Source organism: Paraburkholderia sp. J76, from assembly GCF_905220295.1.
Taxonomy (GTDB): Bacteria; Pseudomonadota; Gammaproteobacteria; order Burkholderiales; family Burkholderiaceae; genus Paraburkholderia.
Genome location: NZ_CAJMZJ010000007.1, coordinates 289,305 through 307,035, shown reverse-complemented (window position 1 = coordinate 307,035; position 17,731 = coordinate 289,305). Strand labels below are relative to the sequence as shown.

The following is a 17,731-nucleotide window of genomic DNA, read 5'->3' as shown; positions in this document are numbered from 1 at the left end:
GCGCGAAGGCACTCGGGAAGGAGGTTTGCATCCCTCACTATGCCTTGCGCGCGGGCGCTTTTGAAGCGCGCCAAAAATGCTTGGCCGTCAAACGCGCTGCGTGCCCGCGCGATTCGCGGCAGAAGCCGGATTCGTTGCGCGCCCGAAGCGCCGCGCCCCGGCCACGCACGCGATCACCACGGCGGTGACGGCGATCATCGGGGGCGGCACGGTTTCGTGCAGCAGCAGCGCCGCGAGCACGAAGCCGAAGAACGGCTGCAGCAACTGCAGTTGTCCCACGCCCGCAATGCCGCCGAGCGCGAGCCCGCGATACCAGAACACGAAGCCGATCAGCATGCTGAAGAGAGACACATAGGCGAGCCCCCACCACGAGGCCGCGCCGACGGTGGCGAACGACTCCGGGCGCAGCCACCACGCGAGCGGCGCCATCACGGGCAGCGAAATCACGAGCGCCCAGCAGATCACCTGCCAGCCGCCCAGGCGCCGCGAGAGCCGCGCGCCTTCGGCGTAACCCAGCCCGCATACGACGATGGCGGCGAGCATGAGCGCGTCGCCGAGCGGCGAGGCGTCGATGCCGTGGCGCAGCGCGAAGGCCACCACGGCGGCGCTGCCCGCCGCGGAAAAGATCCAGAAGGCGGGCTGTGGACGCTCGCCCGCGCGCAGCACGCCGAACACGGCCGTGGCGAGCGGCAGCAGGCCGACGAACACAATGGCGTGGGCCGAACTCACGTGCTGGAGCGCGAGCGCGGTGAGGAGCGGAAAGCCCACCACCACGCCGAGCGCGACGATCACGAGCGGCCAGACCTCGCTGCGCGCGGGCCGCGCCGCGCGCAGCGACAGAAGCAGCAGCACGCCGAGCACGCCCGCGATGGTCGCGCGCACGCCGGTGAGGAACACGGGATCGAGGCCAATCACGGCGAGGCGCGTGGCGGGCAGCGATCCGCTGAAGATGAGGACGCCTGCGAGGCCGCAGAGCCAGCCGTCGGTGGTGGAATCGAGCGTTTTGCGCATGGGCGATGGGCGGAAGAAAACTTCGGTGATCGACTGAACGATGATGCGCGCCGCGCCGCGCGAAGGTAAGCTACAGATCAATACAATTTGTTCAAACTGTATTGAGCACGGAGCAGTACAGATGAAAGACACATTGAAGACGCAAGTTGCGCCCATGACGCGCGTCGAGCAGGTGATGCAGGCGTTGCGCGAGCGCATCGCCGCGCGCTCGTTGGCGGTGGGCGCGCGCGTGCCGTCCATCCGCGCGATGAGCGAGCAGCTTGGCGTGTCGAATTCGACGGTGGTGGAAGCGTATGAGCGTCTCGTCGCCGAAGGCGTGCTGCTCGCGCGGCGCGGGGCGGGTTTCTTCGTGGCGGGGCACGCGCCGCCCCTCGCGCTGGCCGCCCTCGGGCCGCAACTGGACCGCGAGATCGATCCGCTCTGGCTCACGCGCCAGTCGCTGGCGACTGAGGCGGACGCGCTGCGGCCCGGCTGCGGCTGGCTGCCCGACTCGTGGCTGCCGCAGGACGCCGTGCGGCGCGCGCTGCGCGCCCTCGCGCGCGACCCGCGCGCGCCGCTCACCGATTACGCGACGCCGCTCGGCCTGCCGGCGCTGCGCCAGCAGCTCGCCTGGCGGCTCGCCCAGCACGGCGTGGAGGCCGCGCCCGGGCAGATCGTGCTGACCGACGGGGGCACCCAGGCGCTCGATCTGCTGTGCCGCTTTCTGCTGGAGCCGGGCGACACGGTGCTCGTGGACGACCCGTGCTACTTCAATTTCCAGGCGCTCCTGCGCGCGCATCGCGTGCGCGTGGTCGGTGTGCCCTATACGCCGACGGGCCCGGATCTGGCCGCCTTCGAGCGCACGCTGGCCGAAACGCGCCCGCGCCTTTACGTGACGAACTCGGCGGTCCACAACCCCACTGGCGCGACGCTCGCGCCCGCCGTGGCGCATCGCCTGCTCAAGCTCGCGGAGGCGCATGACCTGCTGATCGTCGAGGACGATATCTTCGCCGACTTCGAGATCGAGCCCGCGCCGCGCCTCGCGGCCTTCGACGGGCTCGCGCGCGTGGTCACGATCGGCAGCTTCTCGAAGACGATGTCGGCGGCGGCGCGCTGCGGTTTCATCGCGGCGCGCGCCGACTGGATCGAGCCGCTCGTGGACCTCAAGCTCGCGGTGTCGTTCGGCAACGGGGAGATGGTGGCGGAACTCGTGCACCGCCTGCTGGTGGACGGCACGTACCGGCGGCACCTGGACAGCCTGCGCGCCAGGCTCGCGGACGCCATGGGCGAGACGCTGCGGCGGCTGGCGGCGGCCGGGCTGAGCGCGTGGACGCGTCCGCAGGCGGGGCTCTTCGTGTGGGCGCAATTGCCGGACGGGCTCGACGCCGCGCGGATCGCGCGCGAGGCGCTGGCGCAAGGCGTGGTGCTCGCGCCGGGCAACGTGTTCAGCGTGTCGCACAGCGCGGGCGATTTTCTGCGCTTCAACGTTTCGCAATGCAACCGGCCGAAGGTCTACGAAACGCTGCAGCGTGCGATGGAGCGCGTGGCGCAGCCGGTCTAGGCGCGGCGCGCAGATCCCGGCGACGTACCAGCGGGCTCAATGCTGCTTGCGCAGCGGTATGTCACGCAGCAGCAACGACAGCGCGAACGAGAACACCACGACCACCGCCGCCGAGAGATAAACCGTGTGCAGTGCGCCGGCAAACGCATCGAGATACTGCGCGTGCAGCGCAGGCGGCAGATGGTGGATCACATCGGGCGTGAGCGGCTGCGGCAGTTCCACGTCGGCGGTAAGCACCTTTTCGAGGCGCGCGTGCAGGCCATGCGAGAACACCGCGCCGAAGGCGGCCACGCCCACCGAGCCGCCAATCGAGCGGAACAGCGTCGCGCCCGACGTGGCAACGCCCATGTGACGAAAGTCCACGGCGTTCTGCACGGCGAGAATCAGCACCTGCATCACCATGCCGAGGCCGCAGCCGAGCAGGCCCATATAGAGATACATGCGGTGAACCGGCGTGTCGATCTGCAGGCGCGCGAGCAGCATCATCGCCACGGCTACGAGCGCCGTGCCGACGATGGGGAACACGCGGTATTTGCCGATCTTGCTGATGAGGCGCCCCGTGACGATCGACATGACGAGCACGCCGCCCATCATCGGCAGCATCTGCATGCCGGCCTGCGAGGGCGTGGAGCCCTTCACAACCTGCAGATAAAGCGGCAGGAAGGTGACCGAACCGAACAGCGATACGCCCACGATAAAGCCGATCAGGCTCGCGAGCACGAAGGTGCGCTCGCGAAACAGTTCGAGCGGGATGATGGGCTCGGGCGCATGCTTTTCCTCGTGGATGAAGCCCGCCACGGCCACCACGCCGAGCAAAAGCGTGAGCCAGAGCGTGGGCGACGTCCACGGCAGGAGCGAGCCGCCCTCGCTCGTGAAGAGGATCAGGCAGGTGAGGGCGGCGGCGAGCCACGCCGCGCCCATGTAGTCGATCACGTGCTTCACGTGCGCGGCGCGCGGCTTGAACACGGCGCCGATCACCACGAGCGCGATCGCGCCGAGCGGCAGGTTGATGTAGAAGATCCAGCGCCACGACAGATGCTCGACCAGAAAGCCGCCGAGCAGCGGCCCGATCACGGTGGCGATGCCGAACACGCCGCCGAACATGCCCTGATACTTGCCGCGCTGCGCGGGCGGAATGACGTCGCCGATGGCGGCCATCGTCACGACCATCAGGCCGCCGCCGCCGATGCCCTGCAGCGCGCGCAGCACGATGAGTTGCTCCATGTTCTGCGCCACGCCGCACAACGCCGAGCCGATCAGGAAGATGACGATGGCGGCCTGCAACACGATCTTGCGGCCGAACAGGTCGCCGAACTTGCCGTAGAGCGGTACGACGATCGTCGAGGTGAGCAGGTAGGCCGTGACGACCCACGAGAGCCGGTCTAGCCCGCCCAGCTCGCCGACGATGGTCGGGAGCGCCGTCGAGACGATGGTCTGGTCGAGCGCGGCCAGCAGCATGACGAGCAGGAGCGCCGGAAACAGCAGCCGGACAGGCGGGTGTCCGCCGGCATCGGCAGCAGCCGCGCCCGAGGCCGCCGCGGACGCTTGCGCGTTGGCGGCGGCCCCCGCCGTGGCGGGTAAAGGGTTTTTCGTGCTGGATTCCATCGTGTCCATCTGCCTTGAAATTAATTAATTAGGAGGTTAATATTAGGACAATTGTTCCAGTTGGTCAAAATTCAATACTCAATACGTTAGGCGATATCACGCCATGAAAGCGCCAGAACCCTCTCCCGATAGCGCAGGCGGTGCGCCAGGCCAGCCCGCCGCGCGCCGTCCCGGCCGGCCCAGCGGCGGCGTGGGCGGGGCGGAGCAGCGCGCGCGCTTGATCGACGCCGCCCTCGTGCTGTTCGCGCGTCAGGGCATCCTCGACACCTCGCTTGCCGCCATCGCCCGCGAGGCAGGCGTCACGCCCGCGATGGTCCACTACTACTTCAAGACGCGCGACCAGTTGATCGACGTGTTGATCGACGAGCGTTTCGTGCCGCTGCGCGAAGCGCTCGGCGACATCTTCGCGGAGCATCCCGACGATCCCGTGACGGCGCTCACCGCGCTGGCGCAGCGCTTCGTGGCGGTGGGGCAGCGCAACCCGTGGTTTCCGCCGCTATGGGTGCGCGACGTCATCAGCGAGGGCGGCGTGCTGCGCAAGCGCATGCTTGAGCGCCTCGGCCGCGAGAACCAGGAAAAGGCCCACACGGCGATTGCGCGCTGGCAGCGCGAGGGCCGGCTCAACGCGGCGCTGGAACCTTCGCTGCTGTTCCAGTCGCTGATGGGCCTCACGCTGCTGCCGCTCGCCACCAGTCAGATGTGGCGCGGCGACGCGGCGCAACCTCGCGTGGGCGTCGAAGCGATCGCGCGCCATGCGGTCGCGCTGATCACGCAAGGCGTGGGACCGGCCTGCGCCAACACCTGCGGCAATACAGGCATTGATACGGATTAATCAGGGCCGCGCGCCGTGGTACGCTCCGTGACCTTTGCGGCATGGCCCGTGCGCTGTGCAGCGCGAACGTTTCCCGGTCGAGGTCCGGTCTGTCTTCTTCTGCATCTTCCCGCGCTTCTGCGGCGTCTTCCGGTCAGGCGCCCGCCATCGTATGGTTTCGCGACGATCTCCGGCTAGCCGATCAGCCCGCGCTCGCACACGCCGCGGCGAGCGGCCTGCCGCTGATCTGCGTCTGGATTCACGATCCGCATGCCTCGGGCGAACGCCCGGAGGGCGGCGCGGCGCGCTGGTGGCGTCATGAGTCGCTGCGCGCGCTCGACGCCGCGCTGACGGCGCGCGGCGGCCGCCTGCTTCTCCTGCAAGGCGACGAAGCAGCGACGCTGGACGCCCTCGTCACGGAAACCGGCGCGCAAGCCGTGTACTGGAATCGCCGTTATGGCGCGGCGCAGCGCGAGGCGGATGGCGCCCTCAAAACCGCGCTGCGCGAGCGCGGTGTGCATGCCGAAAGCTTCAACGGCCAGCTTCTCAACGAACCGTGGACGGTGCTCAATCAGTCCGGCGAGCCGTTCCGGGTGTTCAGCGCTTACTGGCGCGCGTGCCTTCGCATGGGCGATCCCCCGCCGCCGCAAGGCGTGCCGGAACGGATGTTTTTTCAATCGCTGCCGGCACGTCTTACCCAACGTGCATCGAAACTCGATTCGCTCGGCCTCGCGCCTCGCGCGCCCGACTGGTCGGGCGGCTTGCGCGCCGCATGGCCCGCGGGCGAGGAAGCCGCGCTGGAGCGTCTGCGCGCTTTCCTCGCCACCGACCTCGACGCCTACGCGGGCGAGCGCGACGAGCCCGGCGACGCCGCCACGAGCCGCCTCTCTCCCTATCTCGCCGTCGGCGCCATTTCGCCGCGCCAGATTTGGGCCGCGCTCAAGGCGGCGCAGCACGCGCACGGACGCGGGTCGGCGCGCCGCGCCGCGAGCGCGGAGAAGTTCGCGAGCGAACTGGGCTGGCGGGAGTTCTGCCACTACCAGCGCTTTCATTACGCCGATCTCGCCACGCGCAACCTGCGCCCCGCGTTCGACGCCATGCCGTGGCGCAAGGACGCCGCCGGCCTGAAAGCGTGGCAGCGCGGGCTGACGGGCTATCCGCTCGTCGACGCCGGCATGCGCGAGCTTTGGCATACGGGCTGGATGCACAACCGCGTGCGCATGGTCGTGGCGTCGTTCCTGAGCAAGCATCTGCTGATCGACTGGCGCGCGGGCGAGTCCTGGTTCTGGGACACGCTCGTCGACGCCGATCCGGCCAGCAACCCGGCCAACTGGCAGTGGGTGGCGGGCTCGGGCGTGGACGCCGCGCCGTATTTCCGCATTTTCAATCCGGTGCTGCAGGGCCAGAAGTTCGACCCGCGCGGCGCTTACGTGCGGCAGTGGGTGCCGGAACTGGCGGCCTTGCCCGATGCGCTCGTGCATCAGCCGTGGAAGGCCAAGGCGCAGCAACTCGAAGCGGCCGGCGTGCGTCCTGGTAAAAATTATCCGGAACCGGTGGTCGAACACGAACTGGCGCGCCAGCGCGCACTCGAAGCCTATGCGCAAACCGGCAAGGCCAAGGGCCTCGCCGCTTCGCGACAGGATTCAAAACAGGGCGGCAACGCGTGAACGCGGCCGTCATCGGGCTGTCGTGTGATCCGGCTATCGTGCGCGGCGCGGATGGACGCGCTTGCGGCACGCCTGCACAGGACGGCATTAAGATTGCTCTATCAGTGCGGCCCGCGGTGCCGTGCGCCCAGCATCACGCCGGGCTCGCAGCTCGCGGCACTCGGCCTGACAGACAGAAAGGCAAGTAAGCAAACACAATGAACGCTGTACACAAGCTCGACCGGACGACCATCGTCCTCGTCGAAGACGACCCGCACAGCCGGGCGTCTCTGACTTCGCTGCTCGAGGCGGAGGGTGCAAACGTCGTGGCCGTCGAGGACGCCGAAACGGGCGTCGAAGCGGCCCTGGCCGTGCATCCCGACGCCGTGGTCTGCGATCTCGACCTGCCGGCCATGGACGGCTTCTACCTGATCCAGCGTCTGCGCGACCACGAAATTCGCGGCGATCACGCCCCGGCCGTCGCGGTGGCGCTCACGGGTCACACCGACGAAAGCTGGCGGTTGCGCAGCATCGGCGAGGGCTTTCAGCACTTCATGACCAAGCCGGCCCGGCCGGAGGAACTCGTGACGCTGCTGAGCGACGCGCTCGACGCGCGCCAGTCGCTATGACGCGGCGGCGCGCGTAGCGAAGCGGGAAACGCGCGGGTGCGAAGGCGCCGCGAGGGGCGGCGCGGCTCATCCGTTGCCTGCCGTTGCCTGCGATCGCGCCGCGTTTATTCCGGCCGCCCGCGCTCGACGGTGGCCAATGGCGTTTAGCTAACGGATGAGGACTGCGCAGCGGCTTCGGGCGCGGGAGCCTTGTCGGCCGGATTGCCCTGGCTGGCTTGATTCTCCTGCTGGCATTGCGCGCAGAGGCCTTTTAGCTCGATACCGTCGCCGGCGAGCCGGTAGCCCGCGGCCTCGATCTGCGTAACGAGCGCCTGGCGCAGCTTGGGCTCGTGCAGTTCGGTGACGTTGCCGCACTGCTGGCACACCACGAGAATGCCGTGCTGGCACTGCGTGAGGTCGTGGCACACGGCGAACGCGTTGATCGACTCGATGCGGTGAATGAGCCCCGCCGAGAGCAGGAAATCGAGCGCCCGGTAGACCGTGGGCGGCGCCGAACCCGGATGGATCTGGCGCATTTCGTCGAGCAGCGAATACGCCTTGGTCGCGCGTCCCGAGGCGAGCAGCAGTTCCAGCACCTTGCGGCGGATCGGCGTGAGCTTTTCGCCGCGCTCGCGGCAATAGGCCTCCGCCATCGCGAGCGCGGACTCGAGCGAGGCGCCCTGGGCGCCGTGGTGCGAGTGAGCGTGGCTGTGATCGTGGTCGTGCGCCTCGGTGTGGCCGTGGCTGACCGAGGCGTCCGGGGACGGTTTTGCTGTCTTCATGCTTGCGATTATACGGGGCGCGCCGCCGGCCCGCCCGCGCCGCCATGGCGCGACGGCTCAGGTGAGCGGCAGATCGATGTACTTGCGAAAGCCCTGGCGCTGCGCGATGCGCTGATACCAGCGTTCGAGATTCGGCAGCGGCTCGCGCTCCACGCCGTCGAGCCCGAACCAGCGCCGCGCGAACGCGCCCAGCACGATGTCCGCGAGCGAAAAGCGTTCGTTCTCCAGGAAGAAACGGCCTTGCAGATGGTGGTCGAGCAGCCGCCAGAGCGGGGTCAACTGGTCGAGGTCGGCGGCGATCTTCGCGGTGTCGCGCTTTTCGGGCGGCGTGCGCACGAGCGCGAGGAACACCGGACGCTCGGCAGGCGCGAGCGTGCCCATCGACCAGTCGAGCCAGCGCTCGATCGAGGCGCGCACTTTCGGGTCGGTCGGGTAGAGCAGGCTCGACGGGCCGTATTCCATCGCCAGATAGCGCAGGATCGCGTTCGATTCCCACAAAACGTAGGTGCCGTCGACGAGTGTCGGGACCCTGGCGTTCGGATTCATGGCGAGATACGAAGGCTCGTTGAGATGGCCGAACGAGCCGCCCGCGTCGATGCGCTGGAACGGCAGCACGAGTTCATCGCAACACCACAGGACTTTCTGGACATTCACCGAATTGGCGCGTCCCCAGATCGTAATCATCTGGCGCGTACTCCTTGCAAGGGGAAAAAGGGGTCAAGCCTGGCGCAGGCCGCCACGATACACGATTCTCGCGCGGATTTTTGCGAAGCCCCGCATTTCGTAGAATAGGCGCTGCGCGGCGTCGGCAGTGCCGCCGCCACGTTCGATGCGTGCGGCGGCGCTCCCTCGCTTTATCGCGCGGCCTTCTTGCCTCGACCTCCAACCTCCGCCCGAGACCGTTCATGGCCCGCATTGTCCCCGACGACTGGCAGCATCTCGAAGCCACCGGCGCCGCCGCGCGCGAGCGGGAAACGCTCGCGGCGCTCGCACACGGGTTGCCCAACGGCTACACCGTCTATCACGGCGTGCACTGGACGCGCCTTTCCGAAGGCTTTTCGGTGTTCGGCGAGGCCGATTTCGTGATCGTGAGCCCGGCCGGCCGCGTGATGATCGTCGAGCAGAAAACCGGCTTTCTGCGCGAAACGGCGGGCGGCCTCGTCAAGGCGTACATGCAGACCGAGCGCAATGTGGCGATCGCGCTGGCGCGCACGGTCGAAGGGCTGCACCGGCGCTTTACCGCCACGTTCGGCGCGGGAACCTACGTGCTCGAAGAACTGTTCTACTGCCCCGATCACGTGGTGCGCGAACCGGCCATCGCGGGCGTGAACCCGGCGCGCATCGTCGACGCCACGCGCAAGACGCAACTCGCCGCCATCGTGCTCGAAGCCATGCCCGCCGACGAGCCGCGCCTGCCGTGCGCCGCGAAGATCCACCATTTTCTCGCCGACGAACTCTCGCTCACGCCCGACACCAGCGCGCTCGTCGGCGCGGCGGGCACGCTCGTCACGCGGCTCGCGGGCGGCCTCGCCACGTGGGCGCGGCGGCTCGAATTCGCGCCGTTCCGCTTGCGCGTGACCGGCACGGCGGGCTCGGGCAAAACGCAACTGGCCGTGCAGGTCATGAAGGACGCGGCGGCGCGTGGCGCACGCACGCTCTACGTGTGCTTCAACCGGCCGCTCGCCGATCACATCGCGAAGCTCGCGCCGCCCGAAGCGAAGGTGGCGACCTATCACCAGCTATGCGACTGGGTCGCGCGCGACGGCGGCCATGTGCCCGACTTCGAGCGCCCCGGCGCGTTCGACGACCTCGTGCAGCGCTTCGGCGAGATGCCGATTGCCGGGCGCTGGCAGTTCGACGTGCTGATCGTCGACGAAGGGCAGGATTTCCAGGCGCCGTGGGTCGGCGCGCTCGAGCGGCTGTTGCGGCCGGGCGCCGCGTGGTGGTGGCTCGAAGACCCGCTGCAAAACCTCTATGTGCGCGAGCCGCTCGCGCTGGCGGGCTGGACCGTGCTGCGTGAAAACACGAACTATCGCAGCCCGCGCGACATCCTGGCGTTCCTGCGCGACGTGGCCGGCGCGACGGTGCCCGCCATCGCGCAACTCAAGGCGGGAAGTCCCTTCGACGGCTCTAACGTGACGGTGGCGAGTTGGGACGAGCATGAAACGGAGGCGGGCTCCGAACCGGGCGTCGTTCTCGCGACCAAACGTGCGATTACGCAGGCGCTCTCGCTCGGCTTTCGCAAGCAGGACATCGTCGTGCTGTCTTATCGCGGGCGCGAGCATTCGCTGTTCACGACGCTCGATCAGCTCGGCCCGCACCGGCTGCGCAGTTTCACCGGGCAATACGACCTGTTCGGCAATCCGCAGTACCGCGAGGGCGACGTGCTGCTCGATTCGATCTATCGCTTCAAGGGGCAGTCCGCGCCTTGCGTGATCCTCACCGAGGTCGATTTCGACTCATTCGACGAGCGCGCCGCGCGCAAGCTCTTCGTCGGCGCGACGCGTGCGGCCATGAAGCTCATCGTGGTGGCGTCGCCGCGCGCCGCGCGCTTCATCGAGGACCGGCGCGGCGGCGTGTGAGGCGTGGCTTGCTCAACGCCAGGCTGAGGCGCCGATCAGCGTGCCCGTGCGGGCCTGAGCATTCCACCAGATCACGCGTAAAAGCGGCGCGCGCTGGGCGATCAGGATGGCCTGCACCGGATCGCTTTCGATGAAGTGCGTGACGCCGCTGCGCACGGCCGCCGCGGTCTTGTGCGCCGCCACGGCCGCGGCCGTGTCGTCGTGCCGGTCCGGCGTGCGCATGATCAGTTCGAGATGCGCGAAGCCATGACGTTCGAGCCAGGCGAGCGTGCGCTCGCGGTCGATCTCGGGACGCCCCGTGATGATCGCGCGCGCGCGCTTCATGTCGATGCCGGGCAGGCGCTCGAACGGCACCAGCTCATCGCGCTCGGCGAGCGCGGCGACGAGGTCCTCGTCGTAGCGCGCAATGGGAATGTCGGGGAGCAGGACGCCATCGAGATCGATGGCGTAGACGGCGTACTCGTGATCGTCGGCCATGCGCGTGCCGTCGCCGTCGCCGTCGCGGATCCAGTCGGCGCGATAACGGTCGGTGTAGGCCTGACGCTCCCACGGGAAGAGCGCGAAATAGCCGCTGGCGTCGATCGAATAATCGGGGCGCAAACGGCTGAGATCGTCATAGGCGCCGGTGAGCGTGCGCACGACGAGCCCGTGCTCGCTCAGAAACGCAATGCAATCGACGAGCGTATGGCCGCGCCCCGCGATGTCCTCGCACAGCAGCACCTTCGAGCCCGGCTCGGGCAGCGGCAACGTGGAATCCCAGCGCACTTCGCGCGTGGTGCGGTCGTAGCGCAGGAACGCGACGGCCGCGCCTGTTGCGTGCGAAACCATCAATGCGAGTGGCGCGCCGCCGCGCAGAATGCCGATCACGAGGGTGAATTCCTCTTCGATCAGCGCCGGTTGCAGCGACTCGACCCAGTGATCGAGCTGTTCGTAGGTGAGCGGAACGACAGGTTTATCCATGGGTTGAAATGGGTGACGAAACGCATGATTGGCAAATGCGCAACACGCGTTTCCGATAGCGGTGTACGAGAAAAAGACGTCTATTGTCAGCGTAAGGTTTGACGATATTATGCCTATGCTCACCAGTGGCTGCTGGCACGGCGGGCGCAGGTAGCGGGAAAGCGCCGGAGAGAGCGCGATAAGCAGCAGAAAAAAGCGGCGCTACGCCGCGCAAAGACACACGACAACGACGCGAATCATCGCGCGAAAGGGCTTCGGCAAGATGTGGCATTGGATGGGATGGCCAGGCTGGCGGCGCTGTGCCGCCGCGGCGGCGTTCGCGCTCGCGGGTGCGCAGTTTGCAGAGGCGGCGGGTCCGGCGGGCACGCTCTCGCTCGACGTGGACGGCGAAGTGCGCGTGACCAACAACGCGGCTCACACCGCGTATCACTTCAGCGAGGCGCAACTGCTCGCGCTGCCCGCGCATGCCATCACGACGGCCACGACGTGGACGCCGCGTTCGACCTTCACGGGTCCGCTGCTGTCCGACGTGCTCAAGGCCGTGGGCGCGTACGGCAGCGAGATCGAGATCCACACGCTCGACGACTACACCTGCGTCGTGCCCGTGGCCGATGCCGCGCGTTACGGCGTGGTGGTGGCCTACGCGATGAACGGCCAGCGCCTGAAGGTGAGCAATTTCGGCCCGTTGTTCCTGATCTATCCACGCGACCAGCATCCGCTCGAACTGGATGGCGCGGCCGGCGACGCGAAGTTCGCATGGCAGATCAAGTCGATGACGATCAAGCAGTGAGTAGCGGGTGATACGACGACCCTTGCGACGCCTTCTGCAGGCGATCATCTGGATGGCGGCGCTCGCGCCGCCCGTGGTGGCGGTCGGCTATCTGCTTTATGCGAACCTGCTCAATCCGCAGGTCGTGCAGCGCATCACGGGCAATTACGACGGCCTGTACTGGGACGCCGCGCAGCTTCAGATCGCCTACGCGCGCTTCGAGAGCCAGTTGCTGATGTTCGCAGACGGCATCGACCGCGATCTCGACAAGGTGCGGCTGCGTTATGAAGTGCTGCAGTCGAAGCTCAACGTGATGAAGGGCTCGACGCTTTCGCTCGATTCCACGCCGGGCCTGAAGCAGCGCCAGGACGCCGATCTCGCCATTCTGGCCGCGACCATTTCGCCATTCGAGGCCGAAATCGCCACGCTCGCGGACAACCCGGAGCGCGCGGTGCCGATGCTCATGGCGCTCGATCTGCACTGGACCCAGGTGACGGACCTTGCGCTGAACCGGCGCTTCGCCGACGTGACCGAGCGCGAGGCGATCCGGCACGACTTCATCGCCAAGCGCCGCGAATTGTTCGCGTCGGGGCTCGTGCTGCTCGTGCTTTCGGCGGCGGCGGGCGTGTTGCTCGTGATGAACGGCTATCGCCGCACGCGCCTGTTGCACCAGCAGCGCGCGGCGCTCGAAGCCGAGCATCAGGCGAGCCGCGCCGCGCGCGAGGCAAGCATGGCGAAGGACGCCTTCCTTGGCATGATCAGCCACGAACTGCGCACGCCGCTGCACGCGATCGTCTCGTCGATCGAATTGCTCGGCTTCAACTCGCATTCGGAGGCCGACCGCAAGGTGATCCATCGCCTCGAAACGGCCGCGCGCCAGCTCGAAGCGCAGATGAAGGACCTCACCGACTACGCGCGTCTTGGCGCGGGCAAGCTCGAATTGCGTCAGGAAGAATTCGAGCCGCGCGACCTGCTGCAGTCGATCGTCGACGAGAACGAACAGGCCGCGCGCTCGCGCGGGCTCGTGTTCGAGCATGCCTGGGTGGGACCGCAGCGCCGCGTGGTGGCCGATCCGCATCGCATTCGCCAGATCGCCGGCAACCTTGTCACGAACGCGATCCGCTACACGGAGCGCGGCAAGGTGCGGCTCGAATTCTGGCTCCAGGCGCCGGCGCGCGTCGCGCGGCCATCGCGGGACGACGAGGGCGCGGTGAAGTCCGCTGGCGGCGATACGCTCGTGATCGTCGTCGGCGACACGGGGCCGGGCGTGGCGGCGGAGCAGATTCCGCTCATCTTCAAGGAGTTCACGCAGCTCGACACGTCGCGCTCGCGGCGTTACGAGGGCGCGGGGATGGGGCTCGCGATCGTGCGGGGCCTTGTCGAACTGTTCGGCGGCACGATCGAGACGCAAAGCCGCGTGGGCAAGGGCACGACTTTCACCGTGCGCATTCCTGTCACGCCGGTCGAGCCGCCGGCGCCCGCCGCCGTGGCCGAAGCGGCGCAGCCCGGGAGGACGTTGCCGCAGGTGCTCGTGGTCGACGACAACCCGCTCGTGCGCGATTCGCTATGCGAGATGGTGGCGCACATGGGCTACCGCGCGCTCGCCGCGGCCGATGCCGACAGCGCGCTCGCACTGCTCGCGCGGGAAGCGTGTGACGTGGTGCTGCTCGATCTGCACATGCCGGGGCGCGACGGGTACGACTTCGTGGCGGGGCTCGAAATCGCGCAGGACGTGCTTGGGCAGCCGCGCGTGATCGCGGTGAGTGCGGATGTGGCGGGGCTTGCCGCGCTGCCTGAGGACTCGCCGGGCGGCGAGGGGGGGCCGTTCTTTGATCGGCTTACGAAGCCGGTGCATTATGAGGTGCTGAGGGTGGCCTTGCGGCGGGCGTTGAGTGTGCCGCGGGCGGCGACTTGAGTTGGGGCTCGTGGGCGCTTTTGCCTTTCTTTTGTTTGCTTTTCCTGTTTTCGCGGCGGTATGCCAGCGTTGCCCCTGTGCGGGGCGGCACCTACTTTTCTTTGCAGCGGCAAAGAAAAGTAGGCAAAAGAAAGCCGCTCAAACCGCCAGCGCCAGCCACCATTCACCTCGCGCAACTTTCGGTAGTGGCTCCGGAACGTCTGTCACCACGCGCCCACAAACGGAGTGACAAGGCGATCATCCTTCCGGCGGCGCTACGCGCCCCGAAGGGCATAGCGAAACCCCGCTGCCCTGGCATCAGACCGGTTTCCCACGCAGACCCGACCGCTGCGAGCGTAGCGAGCAGCGGAAACGAATGAGTGCTTTGTCACTAGCGGGAATGGTGCGAGACGACAGATGCTCCGGAGCCACTACCTGTCAATGTGCGAGGTGAATGGTGGCGGGCATTGGCGGTTTGAGCGGCTTTCTTTGCCTACTTTCTTTGCCGCTGCAAAGAAAGTAGGTGCCGCCCCGCACAGGGGCAACGCTTGCATACCGCCGCGAAAGCAGGAAAAGCCCAAATCGGCCAAGAGCGACAACAACAAAAAGGCCCTTGCACCCAAGCAACCTCCCCCTCACCCGTGATTAAGCCGCTTCGAAAGATCAGCAACAAGAATCGCCATACGCGCCGGCTTTTCATAGCACGCCACGTTGTAGTGCCGCACGACCTGGCTGATTTCCGACTCGCTGGCCTTTCCGGTCAGCAATTCCCCGGTGAGCACGAAGATGGGCGCATCGGGATTCTCGGAGCCGCGTATGCTGCGGATGGCCTCGGCGGCGGTCTGGCTGCCGAACAGCCAGTCGATCACCACGCCGTCGAACACGTTGTTTTCCAGCGCTTCGCTGAATGCCGCGAGGCCGTAGAGCGCGAGCGCCGCGTAGCCGCTGTGCTCCAGATAGTCGCGCAGGTTGTCGGCGGAAGACTGGTCGTCGTCCACCACGGCGATGAGCGGCTTCTCGGACTCCGCGCGGCGCGGGTAAATCTCGATCTTGTGAACTTCGCGCGCGTTCTGGTAGAGCGCGCCGTCCGGGCGCACGACGCGCCATTGCCCCTGCTTCTCGTAGGCGACAAAGTCGGGGCGGCTGCCCGCCTCGACCGGCGCGCCGATCCACGCGGTGCACGGTAGCTCGGCCGCGCTCACGCAGAGCATCGCCTCCTGAGCGCTCGCCCCGACCATGCCGGGATCGAGCAACTGCGCGCCGAATAGCTGGCCCGCAGGCTCGCCGAACGCTTCAGCCACTTTCTTGATCTGCGCGAGCGTCCACGGGCTGTTGCCGCGCAGCTTGCGGTGCCCCTGCGAAAAGCTCAGATCGAGAATCCGGCACAGCTCGGTCGTTTGCTGACGCTTGCCGATGCCATGACGGCTCATCAGCTCGCGTACGCGCTCCGCTACCGAGGCCGAGTCGGTTGTGTATGCAACGTTCGACATACTGCTCAAAAAGGGGAAATTCGTGGATTCGGTTTCTGATGGATCGCGCCGCGGCGCCGCGAGGCCAGTATGACCGGACCCCGCGCGGACTGCGCGTGGGAGCACGATATTCTAAACGCATCAAATACGGGATAACGGCGCTATTTTAGCTAAATGTAATGCGGCGCTTAATAGCCAGAATGTAAGCGTATATTCGGCTCGGTTTACACGGTGCTTACGGCATTCGCGCCATTGCACCGACGGCGCGCGGCTGCGAAGATCACGAATCGACCACACCGCTGCGAGGGCTACCGTTTGAAAGACGTGCGCAATGACGAGACGTGGCGGCATGAAGGCGTGCCGTATTACAGCCAGTGGGGCAGCGCCGAGTGGGTGGCGCCCATCGTCGAGCGCGGCGCCGATCCGTGCGAGGACCCGCACTGGCGCGCGAGCGGCTTCACCGAGGCCGACGAATATCGCTTCTGGGCCAAACGCCTGTGCGGCCTGACCTGCCTCGAATCGGCGCTCGACTATTGGGGCGTCGCGCATGCGCCGCGCGCGCGGTTGCTCGAAGAGGCGTTGCGGCACGGCGTCTATCGCGTGCGCGAAGACGGCGGCGTGGACGGATTGATCTATCGCCCGTTCGCCGCCTGGGTGGAGGCGGCGTTCGGCGTGCGTGTGGAAGTGATGACCGACGAGGGCATCGAGGCGAGCGCCGCGCGCATCGACGCCGATACGCTCGCCATCGTCTCCGTGAGCCCCGGGATCCGCTACCCGGAGCGGCTCGCCGCGAACCCGGGCGGCCACCTGATCCTGCTGCACGGACGCAGCCAGGGCGGCGTGTGGTTCCACAATCCCTCGGGCATCGCGCCGTATCAGGCTAATGCGTGGCTGCCGTACGAGACGGTCGCGCGCTTTCACGCGCGGCGGGGCATGGCGCTCTCCCGGCCGCGCTGAAAGCGCGCCTGTCTCAGGCCGGGGCCAGTTGCAGGCCGCCCAATAATTGCCGCACGCGCGAGAGATCGCGGTTGATGGCGCCCGCGTCCTCGAACAGCGCGGCGAGCCAGTCGACGAACACGCGCACGCGCGGAGACACCTGGCGCGACTTCACGAACGCCACCGATACCGGCGTGGGCAGCGGCTTCCACTGAGGCAGGACCTCCAGCAGCGCGCCGCTGTCCAGGTACGGCTGTGCCGCGAGCAGCGGCGGCTGGATCAGGCCGTAGCCCTGCAGGCCGCAGGTGAGGTAAGCGAATTCGTCGGAGACGTGCACGAAGCCGTCCACCTTCACCTTGGTCGGGCTGCCGTCCACCTCGAAGTCGAACTCGAACGGGCGGCCCGTGAGCGGCGAGAGGAAGTTGACGACCGGATGCCGCGCGAGATCGTCCAGCGTATGCGGCGCGCCGTGCCGCTCGAGGTAGGCGGGGCTCGCGCAGGTCACGTGCTCGAGCACGCCAAGACGTCGCGCCGCGAGCCCCGAGTCGGGCAACTCGCCCAACTGGATGCTGCAATCCACCCCTTCGCCGACGAGATCGACATTGCGCAGGCTCACGCCGATCACGAGGTCGATCTGCGGATAGCGCGCGTGGAAGTCGTCGAGCGCGGGCAGCACGATCGCGTTGGCGATCAAGCCCGGCATCTCCACGCGCAGCCGGCCGCCGATCGCGCCGGGCGACTGGCGCACGCTCGCTTCGGCGTCGTCGATGTCGGCGAGGATCTGCGCGGCGCGCTCGTAGTACGCCGCGCCTTCGGGCGTGAGCGAAAGACGCCGCGTGGTGCGCACGAGCAATTGCGTGCCGAGCAGCGATTCGAGGTTTTGCATCAGCGTGGTGGCGCTGGCGCGCGGCATGTCGAGCGACTGCGCGGCTTTGGTGAAACTGTTGGTGTCGACGATACGCACGAACGTGCGCATCGCCTGGATGCGGTCGATCACGGGCGGGCTCCTGGCAATGGGCTTGAGGCTTGAACGAAATCCGCGCTGCTGCAGAAAACGGGTGAGCCGCGGCGTCTCGCGGATAGCGACGCACAGCGGTTAAACATGCATGACGATTGAC

Annotated in this window: 15 protein-coding genes; 8 read left to right on the top strand and 7 right to left on the bottom strand. The window is 67.5% G+C overall.

Features of this window, described 5'->3' with window-relative positions; translation table 11 throughout:
* Window positions 1-87 precede the first annotated feature (87 nt).
* Window positions 88-1,011 (bottom strand): DMT family transporter, encoded by a 924-nt coding sequence (locus U5768_RS16325; RefSeq protein ID WP_322031445.1) that lies wholly within the window; start codon window positions 1,009-1,011, stop codon window positions 88-90.
* Between the two features lie 121 nt (window positions 1,012-1,132).
* On the opposite strand from U5768_RS16325, the gene U5768_RS16320 reads away from it, so the two are divergent.
* Entirely contained in the window at window positions 1,133-2,551 is a 1,419-nt protein-coding gene (locus U5768_RS16320; protein ID WP_322031444.1) for a PLP-dependent aminotransferase family protein, read from the top strand.
* Window positions 2,552-2,587: 36 nt separating this feature from the next.
* Here the strand turns inward: U5768_RS16320 and U5768_RS16315 are convergent, their stop codons facing one another.
* A complete protein-coding gene (locus U5768_RS16315) occupies window positions 2,588-4,156 on the bottom strand; it encodes an MDR family MFS transporter (protein ID WP_322031443.1) in 1,569 nt (522 codons plus the stop codon).
* Window positions 4,157-4,259: 103 nt separating this feature from the next.
* Between U5768_RS16315 and U5768_RS16310 the strand changes: the two genes are divergently transcribed.
* From U5768_RS16310 to U5768_RS16300, 3 genes are all read left to right on the top strand, one after another.
* Entirely contained in the window at window positions 4,260-4,988 is a 729-nt protein-coding gene (locus U5768_RS16310; RefSeq protein ID WP_322031442.1) for a TetR/AcrR family transcriptional regulator, read from the top strand.
* Between the two features lie 41 nt (window positions 4,989-5,029).
* A complete protein-coding gene (locus tag U5768_RS16305; protein ID WP_322031441.1) occupies window positions 5,030-6,634 on the top strand; it encodes a deoxyribodipyrimidine photo-lyase in 1,605 nt (534 codons plus the stop codon).
* Window positions 6,635-6,831: 197 nt separating this feature from the next.
* Window positions 6,832-7,242 carry a response regulator gene (locus tag U5768_RS16300; RefSeq protein ID WP_322031440.1) on the top strand — a complete coding sequence of 137 codons (411 nt, stop codon included), beginning with the start codon at window positions 6,832-6,834 and terminating at the stop codon, window positions 7,240-7,242.
* A gap of 143 nt (window positions 7,243-7,385) precedes the next feature.
* Here the strand turns inward: U5768_RS16300 and U5768_RS16295 are convergent, their stop codons facing one another.
* Window positions 7,386-8,003, bottom strand: coding sequence for a Fur family transcriptional regulator (locus tag U5768_RS16295; protein ID WP_322031439.1), 618 nt, complete (start codon window positions 8,001-8,003; stop codon window positions 7,386-7,388).
* Between the two features lie 57 nt (window positions 8,004-8,060).
* On the bottom strand, window positions 8,061-8,687 hold the full coding sequence (locus U5768_RS16290) for a glutathione S-transferase (RefSeq protein WP_322031438.1): 627 nt from the start codon (window positions 8,685-8,687) through the stop codon (window positions 8,061-8,063).
* 221 nt (window positions 8,688-8,908) lie between these two features.
* On the opposite strand from U5768_RS16290, the gene U5768_RS16285 reads away from it, so the two are divergent.
* On the top strand, window positions 8,909-10,585 hold the full coding sequence (locus U5768_RS16285) for an ATP-dependent helicase (protein ID WP_322031437.1): 1,677 nt from the start codon (window positions 8,909-8,911) through the stop codon (window positions 10,583-10,585).
* Between the two features lie 12 nt (window positions 10,586-10,597).
* Here U5768_RS16285 and U5768_RS16280 read toward each other — a convergent pair whose 3' ends face one another.
* Window positions 10,598-11,545, bottom strand: a complete 948-nt coding sequence (locus tag U5768_RS16280; RefSeq protein WP_322031436.1) for a phosphoribosyltransferase family protein — start codon at window positions 11,543-11,545, stop codon at window positions 10,598-10,600.
* A 274-nt stretch (window positions 11,546-11,819) separates the two neighbouring features.
* Between U5768_RS16280 and U5768_RS16275 the strand changes: the two genes are divergently transcribed.
* Together U5768_RS16275 and U5768_RS16270 are read left to right on the top strand one after the other, a co-directional pair.
* Window positions 11,820-12,335: a molybdopterin-dependent oxidoreductase gene (locus U5768_RS16275; protein WP_322031435.1), complete on the top strand. Its 516-nt coding sequence runs from the start codon at window positions 11,820-11,822 to the stop codon at window positions 12,333-12,335.
* Window positions 12,336-12,387: 52 nt separating this feature from the next.
* Entirely contained in the window at window positions 12,388-14,229 is a 1,842-nt protein-coding gene (locus U5768_RS16270; RefSeq protein ID WP_322031492.1) for a hybrid sensor histidine kinase/response regulator, read from the top strand.
* 614 nt (window positions 14,230-14,843) lie between these two features.
* On the opposite strand, the gene U5768_RS16265 is transcribed toward U5768_RS16270, so the two are convergent.
* Window positions 14,844-15,698, bottom strand: a complete 855-nt coding sequence (locus U5768_RS16265) for a helix-turn-helix domain-containing protein (protein ID WP_322031434.1) — start codon at window positions 15,696-15,698, stop codon at window positions 14,844-14,846.
* 294 nt (window positions 15,699-15,992) lie between these two features.
* On the opposite strand from U5768_RS16265, the gene U5768_RS16260 reads away from it, so the two are divergent.
* Window positions 15,993-16,634, top strand: a complete 642-nt coding sequence (locus U5768_RS16260) for a C39 family peptidase (protein WP_322031433.1) — start codon at window positions 15,993-15,995, stop codon at window positions 16,632-16,634.
* Between the two features lie 13 nt (window positions 16,635-16,647).
* Here U5768_RS16260 and U5768_RS16255 read toward each other — a convergent pair whose 3' ends face one another.
* Entirely contained in the window at window positions 16,648-17,610 is a 963-nt protein-coding gene (locus tag U5768_RS16255) for a LysR family transcriptional regulator (protein ID WP_322031432.1), read from the bottom strand.
* Window positions 17,611-17,731 lie beyond the last annotated feature (121 nt).